Here is an 18,074-nt window from a genome sequence, read left to right on the forward strand (position 1 = left end):
AGAATAAAAGATTTATAGAGTGGAAATATGGAGAAGGAAAATCTATAGAATGGATAGCAGAAGAAATGTATGGAGGAGCTAGAAGCACAGCCTATAGAAAGAGAGAGGAATTGGTGGAGGATATAGCTCAATGGTGTAGTGTTATAAGTTAACAACTTTAACATGCTAAGAAGATAAAAAGCAGGATTAATCCCTGCTTTCTTTTTCTTTTAAATATTTTTTCACTAGTTTTATGATAACAGCTGTACAATCGTCATCTATAGAATCTGATGTAATTAGTCCAACCTCGTATAATACATCAATTAATCTTATTATATCATTATCTTTTTTACATACAAAATCAGCATACAATTCTGGTGTAGCTGTCAAATCTTCTAAAGGAATATCCAAAGTAGTAGATAGTTTTGGTATATACGCTGCGCTAGGTTCGTTTTGGCTTGATTCCCAATTAGAAACTGACCTTTGGGTAGTATCAATAAGTTGTGCCAACTGGTCTTGACTTATATTCTTTTCTATTCTTTTAGTTTTAATTAAATCCCCTATATCCATATTTTCACCTCATATTTATGTACAATAATTTCTATTATACTATATATTTTAGGAATTAAATAAGAAAATATATAAATTTGCATTAAAACTTGGGACAAAAATGGGACAAAGTTGGGACAAAATTATAAAAGTTATGTGTTAGTATATTAATATAGGCATCTATAGCAGGGACTACACTATAGATAGCTAATGTAAAGAATAAATGATAACCTACCTAAAAAGCAGTTAGTGTGAAAACTAGCTGCTTTTTTATTTTAGAAAGGAAGATAACTTTGGAATTAAAAGAGCATTTAGACAAAGTTTTTAAAAATATGGATAAAGAAGATAAGACAAAGAAGGTTGAAAAAGAACTACCCAAAGATAAGGTGTACTGTAATGAATTTAGAAAAAGCGAAAATGGCTTCTGTACAAATTACATAGGCTACAAGATAGATATTGAAAGTTGCGCCAAGCACTGTTTTAAATGGAAGGCAGGTGAGAGGAATGAAGATAGGTCAAATACTAAGAGAGAACCAGCCAAGAGAGTACAAACAGATAAGGGAACATAAGAAGAAAAAGAAACCTAAGAAAGAGAGGAGCCTCTCATTCGAGGAAGTAATGCAGCTTATGAAACATGATAGTTATTATCGGAGCAAAGGTGGAGCTATTAGGCAGAAATAAGTTGTCCACAACATAATGCGCATAATGTTAATAATAAATACTATATATAGTGGTTGTGTCGTAAAACATAATAAATAATCGAGCGAATGGTGAAGGATTACCTCTTTTCGTGTAGAAGTTTCTATGTCAGAAGGAGGGGTGAACAATGTTCTGTGATATATTCAATATTATATATAATCTCTTTATTTATATAACCGAAGCTGAAAGATTAAAAGCTATATCCTCTTTAGGAACTTTAATTGTAGGTATATTTGCAGCTAAAAAATATTTTTATGAAAGAAATAGAGAACTTTATATTAAGAGGCTAAATGAAGTATACGCCCCACTATATAGTTGTTTAGTCAAGCAAGAGACAATTAGAAATTTATACACGCCTGATAAAGATATAAAAAACTTTCCGATTTTAACTTTGACATTTCAAGTGAAAAATACTAAACAAGATTTGACGGGGGGAGCAATTAGCAAGGAGACTTCCGAAGAAAATATTTTGGATAGAAAGCATCTTTTAGATATAATAAATGACACCAATAAAGGTCTCGCAACACCAAATTTGCTTATATTAATTAATGCATATGGAATATTGGTTAATCTTGAAGAAAAACTAAAGGAAGGCTCTGAAGAATGGGAAAAGGCTACACGAAAAAAAGTAGAAGTTGAATACAAACTTTTTAAAGAAGTAGTAAATGGATATGAGAATACGATAAAAAAATTGAAGCTAGATTATAAATATCGAAATATGAATCTTGAAGAATTTAATATTTGAGAATTAGAGCCTCATGACAAGGCTCTTTTTTAATGCATAAAAACAAATAGTATAAAAATATGAGGCACTCATGAAGTGTCTTTTTTATTTGGAGGGATAAGTATGTTTAGGTTAAAAGAAAAGGCAACAAAAACTAAAGAGGAACAACCATTAATAGTAAAAGAGACGAATGAACCAGACTATAGAATATTTACCAAAGAAGATTACAGGAGGCATTTCTTCAATGTTTATTTAAAAGCACCTAATATAGACAGGGAATCAATTAAACATATGGAAAGAACATGGGACAGAACAAGAAAAGGTTATAACTTTGTTATAGCAGTAGGCAAAGGTGATAACTTACACTTCTTTAGTGTAAAAGGTTTTGAGGAAATGGTATTGGGGGTTAAAGAATGAAAGAGATAATACTTGGAGAAATAGCAATACTTTGGGGTGATGGGGTTGGTACTTACTTTATTGAGTTCACTATTAAGGGTACTGGTATACAGGGAAGATACACACTAAAAAGAAGTTGTGAAGATGGAGAGTTAACAAATGCTGATATAGTAAAGATGATACAAGAAGAAATATATGGTAAAGAATATACAAAAGGAAAAGATATTACGATTAAAGTAAACATAGATGATGAGCAATTCCAAAAGGACTTGGATAGAATCAGAAAAGAAATGTACGAGGTTTTTGGGATACCTAATGAACTAATGAAGACCTTTGATGCTCTTAAGCAAAGTAAAAGAGTTGGTGTGGGTGAATAAAAGAATATGGCACTAATGAAACTATGTAGGTGTGGTAAGGTTATACCACAAGGGACAAGATACTGCGAAGCATGTAAAGAAAGATATGCAAAAGATAAAGCTGATAAGAATAGATACTATGATAAACATAAAAGGAATAAGAAAAGCAGGGACTTCTATAATAGTCCAGAGTGGTTAAAAACTAGAGCGTATGTGTTAGCTAAGTATAAAGGATTAGATCTTTATGCTTTTTTTATTTTAGATAAGATTGAGTATGCTGATACAGTGCATCACATTGTGGAGTTAGAGGAGGGCTGGAATAGAAGAAAGGATATAACTAATTTGTTTCCTCTAACAGGAGTTAGACACAATGTTATTGATGGAATGTACAGGAGAGATAAGGAAGGCACGCAGAGATTATTGTTCGATCTATTGAAGAGATGGGAGCAAGAGATGGGGTAGGGGGAGTAGGAAATGTTTTTTACCTAATCAAAAGACCGTGTACCGAATCTCGTGTGAGAAATTTTGCAATTTTTAGGGAGGGGGGGGTTAAATGGCTGATGAAAATAAAATTGAAATACCAAATCCACCAAGTATTTTACTAAAAGCAGGTAAAGAGAAATATTATTCTATAGCTGAAATGCTGATAGAAGAAGGGAAATGGAAAGCTGGGGATGAAATAGCTTTGCTAGCTTTATGTATGAATTATCAAAGATGGATACAGGCAGAAAAAGAAATAAAGAAATTTAAAGCATTAACATTTAAAACTGATAGTGGATATAGACAGCAGATTCCTGAAATCTCTATTGCTAATAATGCCATGGCCAATATGTTAAGTTATATTAGGGAATTTGCCCTCACACCCAGAGAAAGGTCTAAGCTAAAGGAATATGTGCTGCAAAATACAGATGATCCAGAAATGGTAGCTATGATAATAACTTAGAGTTGATAATATGTGTTTAAAAGAAAAGTATATAGAAAAGCATATAAAAGATCAAACGCAATATAGCTTAGACGAATTAATGAAAGAGTTAAAAGAAAAATGGGAATCTGAAAAATATTTTTATGATGTAGATGAAGCTAAAAAGTTTTATAAGTTTATAACTAAATTAGAGTTAGATAAAGGCAAGAAAGGTCAAAAGATACAACCTTTGAAGTTTCAATTTATCCATACATCTGAAATATTATGTGTAAAAGATAAAAAAACTAAATTAAGAAAACATAGAGAGGCACTACTAGATATACCTAGGAAGAATGGAAAAGGCTCTTTAGTGTCATGGATAGGAGTATATTTATACTTTACAGACCCAACATTTGGAGCAGAATATATAATTGTGGCCAATGATAAAAAACAAGCCACGAATCTGTTTAATACAATGAAATTAATGATTGAGAATAACTCGACATTAAAGAAACATGTAAAAATAACAGAATCCCAAAGGCAAATGTATAGAAAAGCTACAAATAGCTATTTGAGGGTATTAGCCAATGATGGAGCTAACCTGGATTCGTACGCATCCTATGTAGTAATACTTGATGAAGTTCATGAGTATAAAAATGATGATGCCTACACAAAACTAAGAACCGGTATGGGGTTGTGGGATGAACCTTTACTTTTCATGACTACAACCGCAAGTAGTGGAGAAGATCCTCATAACTTGGAAATGCAAATGTATAACTATGCTAAAAATATAGAAAATGGAGAAGTTGAGGACGATGCCTTTTATTCGGCTATTTATGAAGCGGATAAAGATTGCAATTTAATGGATGAAGAACAGTGGTATAAATCAAATCCGGCATTATCAATCTTTAGAAAGTATGTGGATATAAAAGACTTCATGAAAAAAGCTAGTAGTATTAAAACATTGGAACCTAAAGCAAGAAGGTTATACCTAAATCAGCACGTGGCTCTGGACGGCGAAAATGCTATAGACATGAAACGTTGGAAATCTTGCATACAAGATATAGATTTAGAAGATTTAAGAGGGAAAACCGCCTGGTGTGGTTTAGACATGGCCTATATACAGGATATTATAGCTTTTGTAATGACATTCTATGACAGTGATAGAGATAAGTATATAGTATACCCTTTATTGTTTACACCAAAAGAAACATTGTTCGAAAGGTCTGAAAGAGATGGTGTTAGATACGATACATGGGTAAAAGATAAGCAATTAATAGGATTAAACGGATATTATGTAGATAATGAAGAGTTATTTAATACCATAGATCATATAGTGAATACTTACCAAATTAACATAGAAGAGATAGCATTTGATAGATGGGGAAGTGGTGATGTTAGAAGTAGATTAGAAAAGAAATATACAGTATTCCCATTTGGTCAAGGTTATAAATCCATGTCTCCAGTTATAAGAGACTTAGAAATTTTACTATTAGATGGAAGATTAATAATAGCGAATAATGAAGTTTTAACTTGGATGGCTAGAAATGTTGTTGCTACTGAAGACCCAGCAGGAAATATTAAATATGATAAATCTAAAGCTAAAAACAAGATAGATGGAATAATTGCTATGCTCATGGGATTATCAAGAAGTATATTTGCAAGAGGAGAAGTTATATTTGATATAAACAATTATTCAACAGAGGAAACACTGAATAAACTGTGGGGGTGATTTTAATAATTAAATACGTGGTCAAATATGTAGAAGATATTTTGATATTTAGTGGCTTGTTATTAATAATCATAGCTACTTTTTTATTGTCAAAAATTATAGGAATGTATGTTTTAGGATCAATACTGTTTGGGTTAGGGATATTTTTTACAAGAAACCCACCAAAGGAGAGAGGTGACAATAGTTGATATTTAGAAATAGCATTAGCAATGAAAGAAAAATAGTTTCATTAGAAGATGAAGAGCTGTTGAAGTGGTTAGGAATTGAAGTAGGAGCTGTTAATGTAAAAGGTAAAAATGCCTTAAAAGAAGCCACTGTATTTGCTTGTATTAGAATCTTATCCGAATCAGTGGCTAAACTGCCAATAAAAATTTATCAAGATGTGAATGGCATCAAAAAAGCCAGTAATCACCCTCTTTACACGATTATAAAAAATAGACCCAATCCATACATGACTTCATTTAACTTTTTTAATTGTTTAGAAGCTCAAAGAAATATACATGGAAATAGTTTCGCAAGTGTTGAGTATGACAGATATGGAAGAATAAAAGCGTTATGGCCAATAGATTCATCAACAGTTGAAATATGGATTGATGATAAAGGGTTACTGAATACCAAAAATAAACTCTGGTATATAGTTAATCTGCCAAATGGAGAAAAAACAAAACTAAAATCCGATGAGATACTTCATTTTAAAGGGTTCACACTAGATGGAATCAGCGGAATTACACCACTTACCTATCTAAAAACCTTAATCGAAAACGGTAAAGCGTCAGAGGAATATATAAATAAATTTTTCCAAAACGGTATGCAAACCAAAGGAATCGTTCAGTATGTTGGAGATTTAAACAGAGATGCAGAAGAAACGTTCAGAAATAAATTTGAACAAATGTCAAACGGACTTAAAAATGCGCATAGAATCTCTTTATTGCCTTTAGGTTATCAATTCCAACCAATATCATTGTCTATGGCTGATGCGCAATTTTTAGAAAACACTGAGTTAACAATTAGGCAAATATCATCCGCATTTGGGATTAAAATGCACCAATTAAATAACCTTGAAAGGTCGACTTACAGCAATATTACAGAACAACAAAGGCAATTTTACATAGACACCCTAATGGCCATTTTAACTATGTATGAGCAGGAGTTAACATATAAACTACTACTTAACAGTGAACTTGAAGAAGGTTACTATTGCAAATTTAATGTAGATGCAATAACTAGAGCAGATATTAAAACTAGATATGAAGCTTATAGAATTGGTGTTCAAGGAGGATTTTTACAGCCGAATGAAGTTAGAGCCAGGGAGGAGATGGAGTCGGTCGAAGGTGGAAATGTATTATTGGTAAATGGTAACATGGTACCTATTACTAAAGTAGGAGCAGCATATAAGAAAGGAGATAGTAATTAGTGAAAATAAATATAAAAGGGCCAATAATCCCAAGTAGCCAACAATGGATTTATGATTGGTTTGACATTGAAGCTACAAGCCCTCAAAAGGTAAATGATCTAATAGAAAAAGCTAACGGTGAAGATTTAGAAATTGAAATAAACTCTGGTGGCGGAAGTGTGCCAGCAGCATCCGAAATTTACACAGCTCTAAAATCTTATACAGGAAATACTGTAGGCAGGGTAGTAGGGTTAGCTGCAAGCGCTGCAAGTATTATAGCCATGGGAGTTAAGAAATTATTAATGAGCCCTACTGCTCAAATTATGATACACAACTGTAGCACATATACAGAAGGAGATTATAGGGAAATGGAGCATACTGCTGATGTTCTTAAGATAATAAACGATACAATAGCAAATGCTTATAGAATTAAAACTGGCAAAACTCAAGAAGAATTGCTTGCTTTAATGGATAAAGAAACATGGCTAACGGCCCAAAGAGCAAAAGAACTAGGGTTTATTGATGAAATTATGTTTGAAAATGAGAGCCCATGGGTAGCTAATTTCAATCATTCAGAAATGTTACCTCAAGAGGTAATTAATAAAGTAAGAAATACAGTTAAAAACCCAAATATCCAAGAAACTACAAATGAAATAGATAAAGTAGACAAAGAGAATCAATTTAAAGATCAAATTAATAGTCAAATAGAATTAGCAAAAGCAAAACTAGCTCTAGAAGTTGAAGCTAGTTATTTTAATTTTAGGGAGGAATTTTAAATGTCAAAAGAAATGAGAGAATTATTGAATAAACTACAAAATAAACAAAATACAGCAAAGGAATTATTAAATAAAGAAGGTGTTACTAAAGAAGAAATTGATGCTGCTACAAATGAAATAGCTACCATCAAAGCTAAAATTGAAGCCTTAAAGGAGATTGAAGATGAAGATAACCTTGAAGATATTTCTCCATTAGATGTAACTGATACTGAAGCAAAAGTAACTAAGGAAAGTTCATTCGTAAATGCTGTTAAATCAGTAGGAGGATATGCGAAAGTATCATCTGAAGAAAAAGAAATTCTTAATGCTACAACTATGACGGAAGGTGTTCCGGAAGATGGTGGGCTAACAGTGCCACAAGACATTAGAACTAAAATTAAAGAACTAAGAAGAAGCTATCCAGACGCCTTGGAGAATTATGTGAATATCGAAACCGTAACAACTTTAAGTGGGTCCAGAGTAATTGAAAAAGAAGCAGACTACACACCATTTGATAACGTGGAAGAAGCAGCAGACTTTCCGGAAATGGATGGCCCAGAATTTGTTCAAATAGATTACAAAGTTAAGAAAAAAGGTGGAATACTTAAGTTCTCAAGAGAATTGCTACAAGATACAGCAGAAAATATTATAGTCTATATAAGAAAATGGACAAGTAAGAAGGGTAAAGCTACTAGAAATGCATTGATTTTAAAGATTTTAAACGAAGTATTTGGAACCACTAAAAAGCCAGTTAAGACTTTAGACGATTTAAAGGATATATTTAACGTAGAGTTAGATCCAGCTTTTGAACTTACTTCAATAGCTATCATGAACCAAGATGTTTTCAATCATTTTGACAAAATGAAAGATGATAAAGGCAAATATATACTTCAACCAGACCCAACGCAATCTACAAAAATGTTATTGTTCGGGAAGTATCCTATAGTTAAAGTATCAAACAAAACGTTACCAACAGTTGCGAATAAGGCTCCTATTTACTGCGGAGATTTAAAAGAAGGAATCACTATATTTGATAGGGAAGCTCTTTACCTAGAATTTAACGATAAGAGCGATAGTACTTGGAATAAAGATTTAATGGCAATGAAAGCAAGAGAAAGATTAGATATAAAGCCAGTAGATACTAAAGCAGTTGTTGTTGGAGAAGTAGATTTAACAGTAAGTGCTGAATAAGAGGGGTAACTCCCCTCTATTAATTTTTAGGAGGGGATAAGTTGGATATAGAAGATATAAAGAGTTATGGCAAAATAGATGATGAAGAAAATAAAGATATTAAAGAGCTACAGCTAGGAGCAGAAATGTACTTAAAAAATGCCGGAGTAAAAGAGGATTATACAAACCCTTTGTATAGGTTAGCTATAAAAATTTTAGTTAACCAATGGAATGAAAATAGAACTCCGGAGGTTATAGGAAAGCAAGTCACAAAGTTTGGTTTTAGCTTAGATTCTATAATTACACAGCTTAAATATTGCAAATAAGGGGGCGGTGTTACAATTGAGAATGGAAGAAATGAAAGACAGAATAACCTTCCAAACCACCAAACTCCATGAGGGTCCAGTCAAACCACTTGAACCGCAATATGAGGATCATGTTAAGGTCTGGGCGAAGGTTGAATATTTAAAGGGCAGGGAGTTCTGGGAGGCAAAGGCAAATAATGCAGAAACTACAGTAAGGTTTATAATAAGATACAGGAAAGATATAGACACAAACATGATAGTTAAGTACAATAATAGTATTTATAACATAGTGGCCCCGCCAACACCTTTAGATAATACAAAAAGATGGTTAGTTGTACTAGCCAAGGAGGTAATAACAGCATGAATCTAAATAAGTTTAGAGACAACTTTAATATAAACATAAGCAAACTAAATAAAGAGTTAATTATAAAAGAAATTAATGAAACAGAAGATAGATGCAAAGTGTTAAAAATAAATGAAGATATATCAAGCGTGTCCTACGAGGTTGATAATAAGCTAACAGGAATAACTATAATAGCAGCAGGAAAAACAAATCAAGAAACAATAAATATTTTGAGTGTAATTTCAATAGCTATTGATACTTTTACAGAGCAAAATCGAGAGTGGAGAAATAATATACTTACAAGGCTTGGTATGTTTAATGGCAGCTTTATAAAAGGCAAGAAAACAGAAAGTCGGGGATATAAATTTAAAATATCTCCCGCGAACAACAAAATAGTATTGGCTATAAGCAAGATATAGACACTCATGGAGTGTCTATTTTTAATGAGGTGATAAAATTGGGAGCCAAATTTGACTATGAAGGTGCTTTGAGTGAAATAAGGCTTGATTTTGAAAAGCTAGGAAAAAGTACAGAGAAATTAGAAGGTAAAACATTAAAAAAGGCTTGTGAAACTGTTGCTAAGTCGGTAAAGAACAACTTAAAGCGATCTACTCGTAATTTACCAGACTACGTGCATATGCAAGACGACGTTAAGGTAAGTAATGCTAAAAAGGATAGGGACGGAGCAATTATAAGGACAGTAGGTGGTGGCAAAAAGACAGGTGCAAAATGGCACTTGTTGAACGATGGGACATACTCAAAAAATAATGCAACTCACTTCATGGATATTTCTGTTTCTGAAACAGAAACCGAGGTTGATAGTATTTTTGACAATGCTATAGAACAAATGCTGAAAGAGTTAGGGTAGATAATATGGATTTAATAAATTTAGTATATAACACTCTAAGTCCTTTAAATGTTCCCATCCTATGGCAATTAAGACCGACTACTCTTCCGGGTATAACTTATCATTTTTTTGACGAAAGTGGAGAGTTATTCGGAGAAGGACAAGAAACACTTTCCATGACTTCTTGTCAAATTGATATTTGGAGTAAGGACAACTATACAGATTTAAAAAAGAATGTAAGAAAAATAATGAAATCAAATGGATTTCTATTTGCTAATGGATTTGATAGTTTCGAAGCAGATGTGAATATATACCACAAAACACTTGTATTTAACTATTATTATGAAAGTGAGGTAATGGAATGCCAACAGATATTAAGAAAACAGTAAGGATAAATGTAAAAAATATGGTATACGCAGTTTTGCAAAAAGACGACTTAACTGGCGTAACTTATGGGCCAATAAAACTATTTGCTAAAGCTATGCAAATACAATGCACGCCAGGGTTAGCAAGCGGAACAATACATGGCGATGGAGCGAAACAGGCAGTTATAACCAGATTAACTGGTCTTACAGCTGTTGTAGATATAAATAAACTAAACATAGATACACGAACAGAAATATTAGGAATAACATACGAAGAAGGAGTTGCGATTGATAAGCTTGGTGATGAGCCTAAGGAAATAGCACTAGGGTACTTGGTGGAACAGACAGACAATACTGCCGAATACATTTGGTTATTAAAAGGTAGACCGCAACCATATGCGTCAACTGTTCAACAGCAGACCGAAAATATAAACTTCTCAACGGACTCAATTACGATTGAGTTTGTACCTCGTGAATATGATGGAGAAATGAGAAGATTTGCAGATAGTGCGGATAGTACATTTACGAAAGATATGCAAGATAAATGGTTCAAAAGCGTTCCAGGAACTATTGGAAGTTAAATGGAGTCTACTCCTTTACTTTGGGACTTTGAAAATGTAAAATTTAAGTAAGGGAGGGGATTTTATGGGCAACACTAGTAAAGAGGTCGACAAAGGGAAAAAGGATAGTATGTACGCTATGTTGTTCTTTGGATTCTTAATTGTAGGTACATTAATAATGGTTTTATGGAATAATAGACCTATGACACTAGAACGAAGAATGAACGAGATTGCAGAAGGGAAGAAAAATGTTTTAGGAGTAGAATTTTATGAAAGGTCTGGGGAAATGCCTAGTAGATTAAATGTACAGATAGCAATAAGACCTATTTATGATGAAGAACATTATAAAGAAAAATTTGCACAGAAAGTTACATCGATTTGTGCATCTGTTTCAGAAATAGATGTGGATGATATTGTAGTTCTAGGGTATATTGAGACCATGGATAATAAAGACAATGATACATTAAAAAAATATTGTATGTTCACAAGTAAAAAGGAGCAGCGGCAAAATGTAAATTGGGAAAATTTCATGAGCAAGGTAAAGAAAGACCATGAAAGCATAAAGAAAATAGGGGCATTAAGTAAATAAAAATATAAATTTAACACTCTAACAGAAGTTAGGGTGTTTTTTATTTGGAGGTAAATATGGCTAAAAGAATAGTTATGAAAGATGTTGAAAAAATAGAACTTGAATTTGCGGACAAAACAGTTAAAGAAATACTCTTTAACTCTAGGTCAGTAGCTGTTATGGATGAAGAATTTGAAGGTGTGTTTAAAGTTATGGCGAAGATACACAGCCATCCTTATGAAGTAGGATCTAAGGTTGTGTACGCAGGTATGAAAGTGTGCGATGAAGATATAACATTTGAAGAAGTTAAGGCATTAACAGCAAAAATGCCCTTTGATGTAATAATGGAACTCATTGGAGAGTTTGCAAAAAATATCAATAAAGAACATGTAACCACTAGCAAAGATGCGGAAGAACTAAAAAAAACTTTGTTGAAGGAGATGTTCCAGAAATAGAAATAGATTGGAGCAATCTCTTTTATATTTATTGTGTTCACATGAAAATGAGTGAAGAAAGCTTTTGGAATAGCTCACTTGCAAAGATACTAGAACTAATAAATATTCATATAAACTTACTACAAGGAAAGCAGAAAGAAGAAACTCTTGTAACAAGTATGAGAGATATAGAGGGGTGGTAATAGATGGCGAGTAGAGGACATAGAAAAGTAATCACCCTAGGACTAGACTATAGTGAATTTAAAGGCGGGATTACGGAAGCAAATAGGCAGATTAGAGTGTTAGATGCGGAGTTTAGAAATGCGTCAGAAAAAACTAAAGTCTTTGGAACTAACATGGATCAACTTGGACTAAAAGGAGAGCAACTAAGCCAAAAGGTTCTATTACAGGCGCAGAAGGTTGAGTTGCTTAAAAAGAAATATGAGGAAAATGCAAAAAGCCTTGGTGACAACAGCAAAAAAACAGACGAGTCCCGTATAAAGTATAAAAATGCAGAAACCCAGTTGGAAAGATTAAAATCTGAATTAGAGAATGTAAATGGCAAACTGAAAGACAATGGAACTATCTTTGATGATGTGGCAAAAAATATAGATGATTTTTCTGGCAGAATAAAAGATGCCGGGGCAGATTTAGAGGAACTAGGCAGGGGTATGCAGACCTTAGGAATGACAATGACAGCAGCAATAACTTTACCACTTGCAGCATTAGGCAAAACAAGCCTAGGTGCATATGAAGACTTCGAATATGCTTTTGCAGGTGTTAGAAAAACAGTAACTGCAACAGAAGAACAGTTCAAAGAATTAGAAAAAGGCATAAGAGATATGGCCAAGGACATGCCAACTGCCGCAGAAGATATAGCGGAAGTCGCAGAAACTGCCGGACAACTAGGAATACAAACAGATGCCATATTAGGGTTCAGTGAGGTAATGATAAACCTAGGCAATACCACCAATTTATCGGCGAATGAAGCAGCAACAGCCCTTGCACAATTTGCAAATATAACTAAAATGTCGCAAGAAGATTTTGATAGATTGGGAAGCACAATTTTTAAGTTAGATACAAGCCTAGCAACGACAGCCAAAAGCATTGTAGATATGGGGCTTAGGCTAGCCGGTGCGGGAAAGCAAGTCGGAATGTCCGAAGCAGAAATACTAGGATTTTCCGGGGCATTATCAAGTGTTGGTATAGAAGCAGAGGCAGGAGGTTCTGCTTTTTCAAAACTAATGATAAACATGCAATTAGCAACAGAAAAGGGCGGCAAAGATTTAAGAAACTTTGCTAAAGTAGCTGGTATGTCTAGTGCAGAGTTTAAGCGTACATTTAAAGCGGATGCGGCAGGAGCAATTGTCGCATTTATTGAAGGTCTTGGCGATATGCAGTCTAAGGGTAAGTCTACTATAGGAACTTTAGACGAAATTGGTATTACAGAGGTAAGAATGAGGGATGCGTTGCTTAGAGCTGCAACTGCCGGAGACCTGTTCAGTGATTCTATAGCAAAAGGAACAGAAGAATGGGAGAAGAATGAAGCTTTAACAAAAGGTGCAGCAGAAAGATACGCAACCTTTACAAGTAAAATGGAGGTATTTAAAAACAATCTGAAAGATATTGGAATAACTCTTGGCGCTAGTATTGCTCCTGTAATATTAGATATACTGGAGATATTAACTCCATTTGTAAATATCTTGGCAGTTGTATTTGATATATTCTCTAAGTTACCAGAGCCAATACGAAAAGTTGTGGTTATAGCAGGCATACTATTAGCAATTATAGGCCCTATATTAACTTTGCTTGGAACGCTTTTGACAAAGTTAGATAGTATAGGGGGAATGTTTAAGGGTGTTAGCGGTGCAGTTACAACATTTGGCAGCGTAATAAAAGGCTTAAATTCTCCGTTATTAAAAATATTAGCTATAATTCTTTCCATCGTAGCAGCATTAACAGTCCTACTAACTTTATTTGCCGCAATAACAGGAAAGTCCGGGGAACTTTCTAAGATAACCGCAGATATAGGAAAGGTAAGTACGAGTGTTAATAATAGCGTTAACAGTGCGTCAAAAATGCCAAGTTACGCAACTGTAGATGGTAGCCATAAAAGTGGCTTAGATTACGTTCCTTTTGATGGCTATGTGGCAGAACTCCATAGGGGCGAAAGAGTTCAGCGAGCAGAGGAAAATCCGTATAATCCAAATGCAACTAGCAATAGTTCTGGTAGTGGAGATCAATATATAACAGTTAATGTTAATGCTTCCGACCTGCAGAGTATGGCCGATGTAGTAAAATTATTCAACGAATTAAAGCAAACTAAGAGAGCGGGGGTGGTGTATTAAATGGCGATACATGAAATTACTCTACAAGTCAAAGCGGATTTATTCGTGGATAGGGATTCACCCGACTACAACGGAGGCAGTCAAAACACCTTGCCGACTGGGGGATATGCGAATGAACCCAAGGAGGGTGGCGACGACGCAGCCTTTGCTTCTTATTTCAATTTCGATTTATCCGTAATCCCTTACAGGAAGAAAGTCACATACGCTAGGCTATACCTGTGGAACGAAAACTCCACAGGGCCAGAATACTGTCAAATCCAAGCAGGAAGGTTCTTCCCAACTACAAAGCCTAAAGAAAACCAAACTACTTACAATGATGTGGCCCCGGACTTCCGTTTGGATTCTAGGGATAGCATGGTTAATATGTCTACAGCAACACAGGCATGGTATTCTTTCTCGAGTACCATACCTGTATCGGCAGGTTATGAAGCAGGCGAGAGGTCTTGGTTCTGGATGGGACTTTATCCTTATAGATGTGGAAGTGTTGCAGTATTTCACTCTAGGGAAAATTCTAGCGGTAAGCATCCTTACCTGGTGGTGCGTTACGAAGATGTGCCTCCGAACCGACCGGATAGGCTGTACCCAAATGGCCAATATGTTAGTAAAGATACCCAAGTAAGGTTAAGTTGGAATTTTAGCATGAATGTTGCAGGCGACCAAAAGGCGTATAAACTACAATACAGCGTAAACGGCGGAGCTACATGGACTACAGCAGAGAAAACTACCAATAGACAATATCATGACATACCTATAGGCACGTTCCCGGCGGGTACTATCATGTGGAAGGTGCAAACCTTCAACGAATATGACGAAGCTTCACCTTGGAGCGATACAGCGGTTTTCTATACAGTTGGACTTCCATCAACTCCAACATCAATAACAGTGACCAATAACCCTAAGCCACTTATTACATGGTCAGCAGTAGGACAGGAAATATACCAGGTTCAAATAGTTAAAAGTGATGAAATTATACATGACAGTGGTTATGTAGCTGATGCACTCAATACTTCCTACCAGATTCCGGACTTCTTGGAGGATGGGTCTTACGTAGTAATGGTTCGAATAGGGAACCAATATAGCTTATTCTCGGATTGGGGAACTACAGATTTTGTTATCCAAACAGTAAAGCCATTACAACCAACTTTCCACTTATCTACGGATGGCTACGGAGCAATATTAGAAGTGGAGTACAATGCAGACTATTTACTTGTTTATAGGGCTTTATACAATAGTGAGGATTATATATGTATAGGGAAAACAACATCTAATTATTTTAAAGACTATACTTTAGGCAATAAAAAGGCTTACAAATACTTTGTTAGAAGTGTAAAGAATGACAATGCTTTTAATGACAGCAAAGTAAAAACTATAGAACTGAACTTCCCGGGTAATACACTAGCTACTATAAGTAATCCAGGAGATTTTTTAAACCTTAAATATACACTGGATTCAGACCCAGAGCAACCATTTAGCTTTGTGATTAGAAGTAGCGAAATGACTTTTGATGGTAGAGAGTACCCTACTTTCGAGCTTAGCGAGTTTAAAAGTTTTAGCCAGAACATATCAACTTATCTAAAAAAGATAGAAGATGTATATAAATTAGAGGAACTTATAAGCAAGAAAGATATTATGGCCTACAGAGCAAACAACGGAATGGTTATCTATGGAGTAGTAACAGGTTATAATGCAAGTTTTAAGAGTTTTGGATATGTCGTATCATTTAGTATTAGTAAATCGGACTATAAGGAGGGGGTACTATATTAGAACTAGAGCAGAAAGGATATACAAGAGAAGAAATAATAAATATACTCCACTCCAAAAACTCCATGAGAGAGGTTAAGTTCAGATATGATCTACTCAACCGTCATGAAATAAAGATAGGACAATTGGATTATGCAACAGAGGGGCGGATAACTTTCAATAGCCAAGCAGAAATAAAGCGAACATGCTCTTTGGATTTCAGAGAAAATGAATCCAAAGAAATAGATTTTCTTAACGACAGAATTAAACCATATTTTATGTTAAAGATGCCAAACGGGGATTGGCTAGAATACCCTTTGGGCATTTTTTTAATTTCTACACCTAAGAAGATTAAGAAAGGCAATTATTTCTATCGAGATGCCGAGGGGTATGACTCCACAATGACACTAAAGGAAGATAAGTTTACGACAAGATATATAATTTACAAAGGTCAAAACTACGTAAAAGCAATTATTGATATTATAAACACAGCGGGTATATGGAAGATAAATATTCCTAGTTCAGAGCTAACAACAGAAATGGATAAAGAGTTCGAGATTGGAACCAGTAAGTTAGAAGCTATAAATAGTTTACTCAAAGAAGTTAATTACACTTCTATATGGGTAGACAATAACGGAGCATTAACCTCGGCGACCTATCAAGTTCCTACAATTAGAAAAGCCGAGTATGTATACAGGAATGACGATTTAAGTGTCATTCTTTCGGATAATTCTTCCGAGGAACTGGATTTGTTTAACGTTCCAAATGTTTGGGTTATTACAGCCAGCAACCCAGAAAAAGAGCCTCTGGTATCTAGGTATACAAACGACGCAAAGGATTCAATTACAAGCACAGTAAACAGGAGCAGGAACATTGTACATTTTGAGAGTGTGAACGATATAGCCGACCAAAACACCTTAGATGATTATGTCCGCAGAGTGGCTTATAATACCTCGGATATTTATTCGGAGTTTAACTTCCAAACAGCCTTAATGCCCCATCATTCATTTATGGATTGCTTATTCATCCACCATGACAAGTTTGGTATTACAAGCAAGTACGTAGAGACCAATTGGGAAATGGATTTAAAACTTGGTGGGACTATGTCACACACATGTAGGAAGGTGATACAAATATGATGGATGCATTTAGCTTTATGCAAGAAACACAACAAGAGCAAGAGCTTGCATTTAAACTGGCTACGGTTACCATAGCGTCTGGGAGCAATTTTAAAATAAAGTTCGACGGTGAAGCGGTGGAAAGCCAGAAGATTTATAAAAGATTAGGAAGTTATTCTCCAACAAAAGGAGATAGGGTTCTACTAGCTAGTGTATCTGGTACTTATGTTGTTTTAGGGAAGGTGATTTAAAATATGGAATTAAAGGAATTTGACATTATACTAGACATTAAAAGGGCACAGAGGAACGAATATATTGAAGTAGTCCAAGGAGATACGGACACCAATATATTTAATATAGCTTTAAAAAAAGACTTTGAGCCATATCCATTAACGGGGACTACAGTGGAAATTTCCTTTGCAAAGAGTGACGGAACTACTGTGGTACAGGATAAAAGTTTAGGTATAACTATAACAGATGCTACGAATGGTAAAATTAAATGTGAGCTTAAGACCAATACTATAGCTGCGCCTGGAAGAGTAAGGGCAGAGGTTAGAGTTTTAGAAGGAAGTAAAATATTAACTAGTACATCATTCGAGTTCTTTGTGAAGAGAGCCATATTCGGGGATGATACAATAAAGTCTAGCAATGAGTGGCCTTTGCTGTCTAAATTATTAGATGCATCCAATAATGAAAGTACTAGGATAGCAAATGAAAATACTCGAATCAGCAACGAAAACACTAGAAAATCCAATGAGAATAGTCGTATAACAGAAGAAGGCAAGAGAGTAA

General features: G+C 34.6%; 25 protein-coding genes. 24 read left to right on the forward strand and 1 reads right to left on the reverse strand.

Annotation, left to right across the window (positions count from 1 at the left end):
• Positions 1-186: 186 nt before the first annotated feature.
• On the reverse strand, positions 187-549 hold the full coding sequence (locus RYO54_RS19315) for a helix-turn-helix transcriptional regulator (RefSeq protein WP_315122323.1): 363 nt from the start codon (positions 547-549) through the stop codon (positions 187-189).
• 230 nt (positions 550-779) lie between these two features.
• Here RYO54_RS19315 and RYO54_RS19320 point away from each other — a divergent pair, with 230 nt between their 5' ends.
• From RYO54_RS19320 to RYO54_RS19435, 24 genes are all read left to right on the forward strand, one after another.
• Positions 780-1,097, forward strand: a complete 318-nt coding sequence (locus RYO54_RS19320; RefSeq protein ID WP_315122324.1) for a hypothetical protein — start codon at positions 780-782, stop codon at positions 1,095-1,097.
• Between the two features lie 257 nt (positions 1,098-1,354).
• Entirely contained in the window at positions 1,355-1,972 is a 618-nt protein-coding gene (locus RYO54_RS19325; protein WP_315122325.1) for a hypothetical protein, read from the forward strand.
• Between the two features lie 102 nt (positions 1,973-2,074).
• On the forward strand, positions 2,075-2,368 hold the full coding sequence (locus RYO54_RS19330) for a hypothetical protein (RefSeq protein WP_315122326.1): 294 nt from the start codon (positions 2,075-2,077) through the stop codon (positions 2,366-2,368).
• Positions 2,365-2,724, forward strand: coding sequence for a hypothetical protein (locus RYO54_RS19335; RefSeq protein WP_315122327.1), 360 nt, complete (start codon positions 2,365-2,367; stop codon positions 2,722-2,724). The genes RYO54_RS19330 and RYO54_RS19335 overlap by 4 nt, the downstream gene beginning before the upstream one ends.
• Positions 2,725-2,730: 6 nt before the next feature.
• Complete coding sequence (locus tag RYO54_RS19340; RefSeq protein WP_315122328.1) at positions 2,731-3,165, forward strand: HNH endonuclease; 435 nt, start codon at positions 2,731-2,733, stop codon at positions 3,163-3,165.
• A gap of 91 nt (positions 3,166-3,256) precedes the next feature.
• On the forward strand, positions 3,257-3,646 hold the full coding sequence (locus tag RYO54_RS19345) for a P27 family phage terminase small subunit (RefSeq protein WP_315122329.1): 390 nt from the start codon (positions 3,257-3,259) through the stop codon (positions 3,644-3,646).
• Between the two features lie 10 nt (positions 3,647-3,656).
• Positions 3,657-5,336 (forward strand): terminase TerL endonuclease subunit, encoded by a 1,680-nt coding sequence (locus RYO54_RS19350; protein WP_315122330.1) that lies wholly within the window; start codon positions 3,657-3,659, stop codon positions 5,334-5,336.
• 184 nt (positions 5,337-5,520) lie between these two features.
• On the forward strand, positions 5,521-6,750 hold the full coding sequence (locus RYO54_RS19355; RefSeq protein WP_315122331.1) for a phage portal protein: 1,230 nt from the start codon (positions 5,521-5,523) through the stop codon (positions 6,748-6,750).
• Positions 6,750-7,505, forward strand: coding sequence for a head maturation protease, ClpP-related (locus tag RYO54_RS19360; RefSeq protein ID WP_315122332.1), 756 nt, complete (start codon positions 6,750-6,752; stop codon positions 7,503-7,505). Before RYO54_RS19355 ends, RYO54_RS19360 begins: the two co-directional genes overlap by 1 nt.
• Positions 7,506-8,675 carry a phage major capsid protein gene (locus tag RYO54_RS19365; protein WP_315122333.1) on the forward strand — a complete coding sequence of 390 codons (1,170 nt, stop codon included), beginning with the start codon at positions 7,506-7,508 and terminating at the stop codon, positions 8,673-8,675.
• Positions 8,676-8,716: 41 nt separating this feature from the next.
• Positions 8,717-8,980 (forward strand): head-tail connector protein, encoded by a 264-nt coding sequence (locus RYO54_RS19370; RefSeq protein ID WP_315122334.1) that lies wholly within the window; start codon positions 8,717-8,719, stop codon positions 8,978-8,980.
• A gap of 22 nt (positions 8,981-9,002) precedes the next feature.
• Positions 9,003-9,323 (forward strand): phage head closure protein, encoded by a 321-nt coding sequence (locus RYO54_RS19375; protein ID WP_315122335.1) that lies wholly within the window; start codon positions 9,003-9,005, stop codon positions 9,321-9,323.
• Entirely contained in the window at positions 9,320-9,721 is a 402-nt protein-coding gene (locus RYO54_RS19380) for a hypothetical protein (RefSeq protein WP_315122336.1), read from the forward strand. Before RYO54_RS19375 ends, RYO54_RS19380 begins: the two co-directional genes overlap by 4 nt.
• Positions 9,722-9,759: 38 nt before the next feature.
• On the forward strand, positions 9,760-10,170 hold the full coding sequence (locus tag RYO54_RS19385) for an HK97-gp10 family putative phage morphogenesis protein (protein WP_315122337.1): 411 nt from the start codon (positions 9,760-9,762) through the stop codon (positions 10,168-10,170).
• Between the two features lie 5 nt (positions 10,171-10,175).
• Positions 10,176-10,538 carry a hypothetical protein gene (locus RYO54_RS19390; RefSeq protein WP_315122338.1) on the forward strand — a complete coding sequence of 121 codons (363 nt, stop codon included), beginning with the start codon at positions 10,176-10,178 and terminating at the stop codon, positions 10,536-10,538.
• Positions 10,511-11,095, forward strand: a complete 585-nt coding sequence (locus tag RYO54_RS19395) for a major tail protein (protein WP_315122339.1) — start codon at positions 10,511-10,513, stop codon at positions 11,093-11,095. The genes RYO54_RS19390 and RYO54_RS19395 overlap by 28 nt, the downstream gene beginning before the upstream one ends.
• 64 nt (positions 11,096-11,159) lie before the next feature.
• Entirely contained in the window at positions 11,160-11,663 is a 504-nt protein-coding gene (locus tag RYO54_RS19400; protein WP_315122340.1) for a hypothetical protein, read from the forward strand.
• Between the two features lie 56 nt (positions 11,664-11,719).
• Positions 11,720-12,097, forward strand: coding sequence for a hypothetical protein (locus RYO54_RS19405; RefSeq protein WP_315122341.1), 378 nt, complete (start codon positions 11,720-11,722; stop codon positions 12,095-12,097).
• A gap of 41 nt (positions 12,098-12,138) precedes the next feature.
• Positions 12,139-12,279, forward strand: coding sequence for a hypothetical protein (locus tag RYO54_RS19410; protein WP_315122342.1), 141 nt, complete (start codon positions 12,139-12,141; stop codon positions 12,277-12,279).
• A 3-nt stretch (positions 12,280-12,282) separates the two neighbouring features.
• A complete protein-coding gene (locus RYO54_RS19415; RefSeq protein WP_315122343.1) occupies positions 12,283-14,424 on the forward strand; it encodes a phage tail tape measure protein in 2,142 nt (713 codons plus the stop codon).
• On the forward strand, positions 14,425-16,188 hold the full coding sequence (locus RYO54_RS19420; RefSeq protein WP_315122344.1) for a DNRLRE domain-containing protein: 1,764 nt from the start codon (positions 14,425-14,427) through the stop codon (positions 16,186-16,188).
• A 62-nt stretch (positions 16,189-16,250) separates the two neighbouring features.
• Entirely contained in the window at positions 16,251-17,303 is a 1,053-nt protein-coding gene (locus RYO54_RS19425) for a hypothetical protein (RefSeq protein WP_315122345.1), read from the forward strand.
• Positions 17,304-17,320: 17 nt separating this feature from the next.
• On the forward strand, positions 17,321-17,533 hold the full coding sequence (locus RYO54_RS19430) for a hypothetical protein (protein ID WP_315122346.1): 213 nt from the start codon (positions 17,321-17,323) through the stop codon (positions 17,531-17,533).
• 3 nt (positions 17,534-17,536) lie between these two features.
• Positions 17,537-18,074 (forward strand): BppU family phage baseplate upper protein (locus tag RYO54_RS19435; protein ID WP_315122347.1); only part of this gene is annotated, 538 nt, incomplete at its 3' end.

Origin of the sequence: uncultured Clostridium sp., assembly GCF_963515715.1 — a bacterium.
In the GTDB taxonomy this organism is placed as follows: Bacteria; Bacillota; Clostridia; order Clostridiales; family Clostridiaceae; genus Clostridium_AW.

Coding starts and splice junctions, on each gene's coding strand:
- RYO54_RS19345 (WP_315122329.1), top strand. CDS start 3,257: ATGGCTGATGAAAATAAAATTGAAATACCAAATCCACCAAGTATTTTA.
- RYO54_RS19365 (WP_315122333.1), top strand. CDS start 7,506: ATGTCAAAAGAAATGAGAGAATTATTGAATAAACTACAAAATAAACAA.
- RYO54_RS19350 (WP_315122330.1), top strand. CDS start 3,657: ATGTGTTTAAAAGAAAAGTATATAGAAAAGCATATAAAAGATCAAACG.
- RYO54_RS19380 (WP_315122336.1), top strand. CDS start 9,320: ATGAATCTAAATAAGTTTAGAGACAACTTTAATATAAACATAAGCAAA.
- RYO54_RS19340 (WP_315122328.1), top strand. CDS start 2,731: ATGGCACTAATGAAACTATGTAGGTGTGGTAAGGTTATACCACAAGGG.
- RYO54_RS19410 (WP_315122342.1), top strand. CDS start 12,139: ATGAAAATGAGTGAAGAAAGCTTTTGGAATAGCTCACTTGCAAAGATA.
- RYO54_RS19405 (WP_315122341.1), top strand. CDS start 11,720: ATGGCTAAAAGAATAGTTATGAAAGATGTTGAAAAAATAGAACTTGAA.
- RYO54_RS19400 (WP_315122340.1), top strand. CDS start 11,160: ATGGGCAACACTAGTAAAGAGGTCGACAAAGGGAAAAAGGATAGTATG.
- RYO54_RS19325 (WP_315122325.1), top strand. CDS start 1,355: ATGTTCTGTGATATATTCAATATTATATATAATCTCTTTATTTATATA.
- RYO54_RS19395 (WP_315122339.1), top strand. CDS start 10,511: ATGCCAACAGATATTAAGAAAACAGTAAGGATAAATGTAAAAAATATG.
- RYO54_RS19420 (WP_315122344.1), top strand. CDS start 14,425: ATGGCGATACATGAAATTACTCTACAAGTCAAAGCGGATTTATTCGTG.
- RYO54_RS19335 (WP_315122327.1), top strand. CDS start 2,365: ATGAAAGAGATAATACTTGGAGAAATAGCAATACTTTGGGGTGATGGG.
- RYO54_RS19315 (WP_315122323.1), bottom strand. CDS start 549: ATGGATATAGGGGATTTAATTAAAACTAAAAGAATAGAAAAGAATATA.
- RYO54_RS19330 (WP_315122326.1), top strand. CDS start 2,075: ATGTTTAGGTTAAAAGAAAAGGCAACAAAAACTAAAGAGGAACAACCA.
- RYO54_RS19415 (WP_315122343.1), top strand. CDS start 12,283: ATGGCGAGTAGAGGACATAGAAAAGTAATCACCCTAGGACTAGACTAT.
- RYO54_RS19425 (WP_315122345.1), top strand. CDS start 16,251: ATGAGAGAGGTTAAGTTCAGATATGATCTACTCAACCGTCATGAAATA.
- RYO54_RS19430 (WP_315122346.1), top strand. CDS start 17,321: ATGCAAGAAACACAACAAGAGCAAGAGCTTGCATTTAAACTGGCTACG.
- RYO54_RS19390 (WP_315122338.1), top strand. CDS start 10,176: ATGGATTTAATAAATTTAGTATATAACACTCTAAGTCCTTTAAATGTT.
- RYO54_RS19375 (WP_315122335.1), top strand. CDS start 9,003: ATGGAAGAAATGAAAGACAGAATAACCTTCCAAACCACCAAACTCCAT.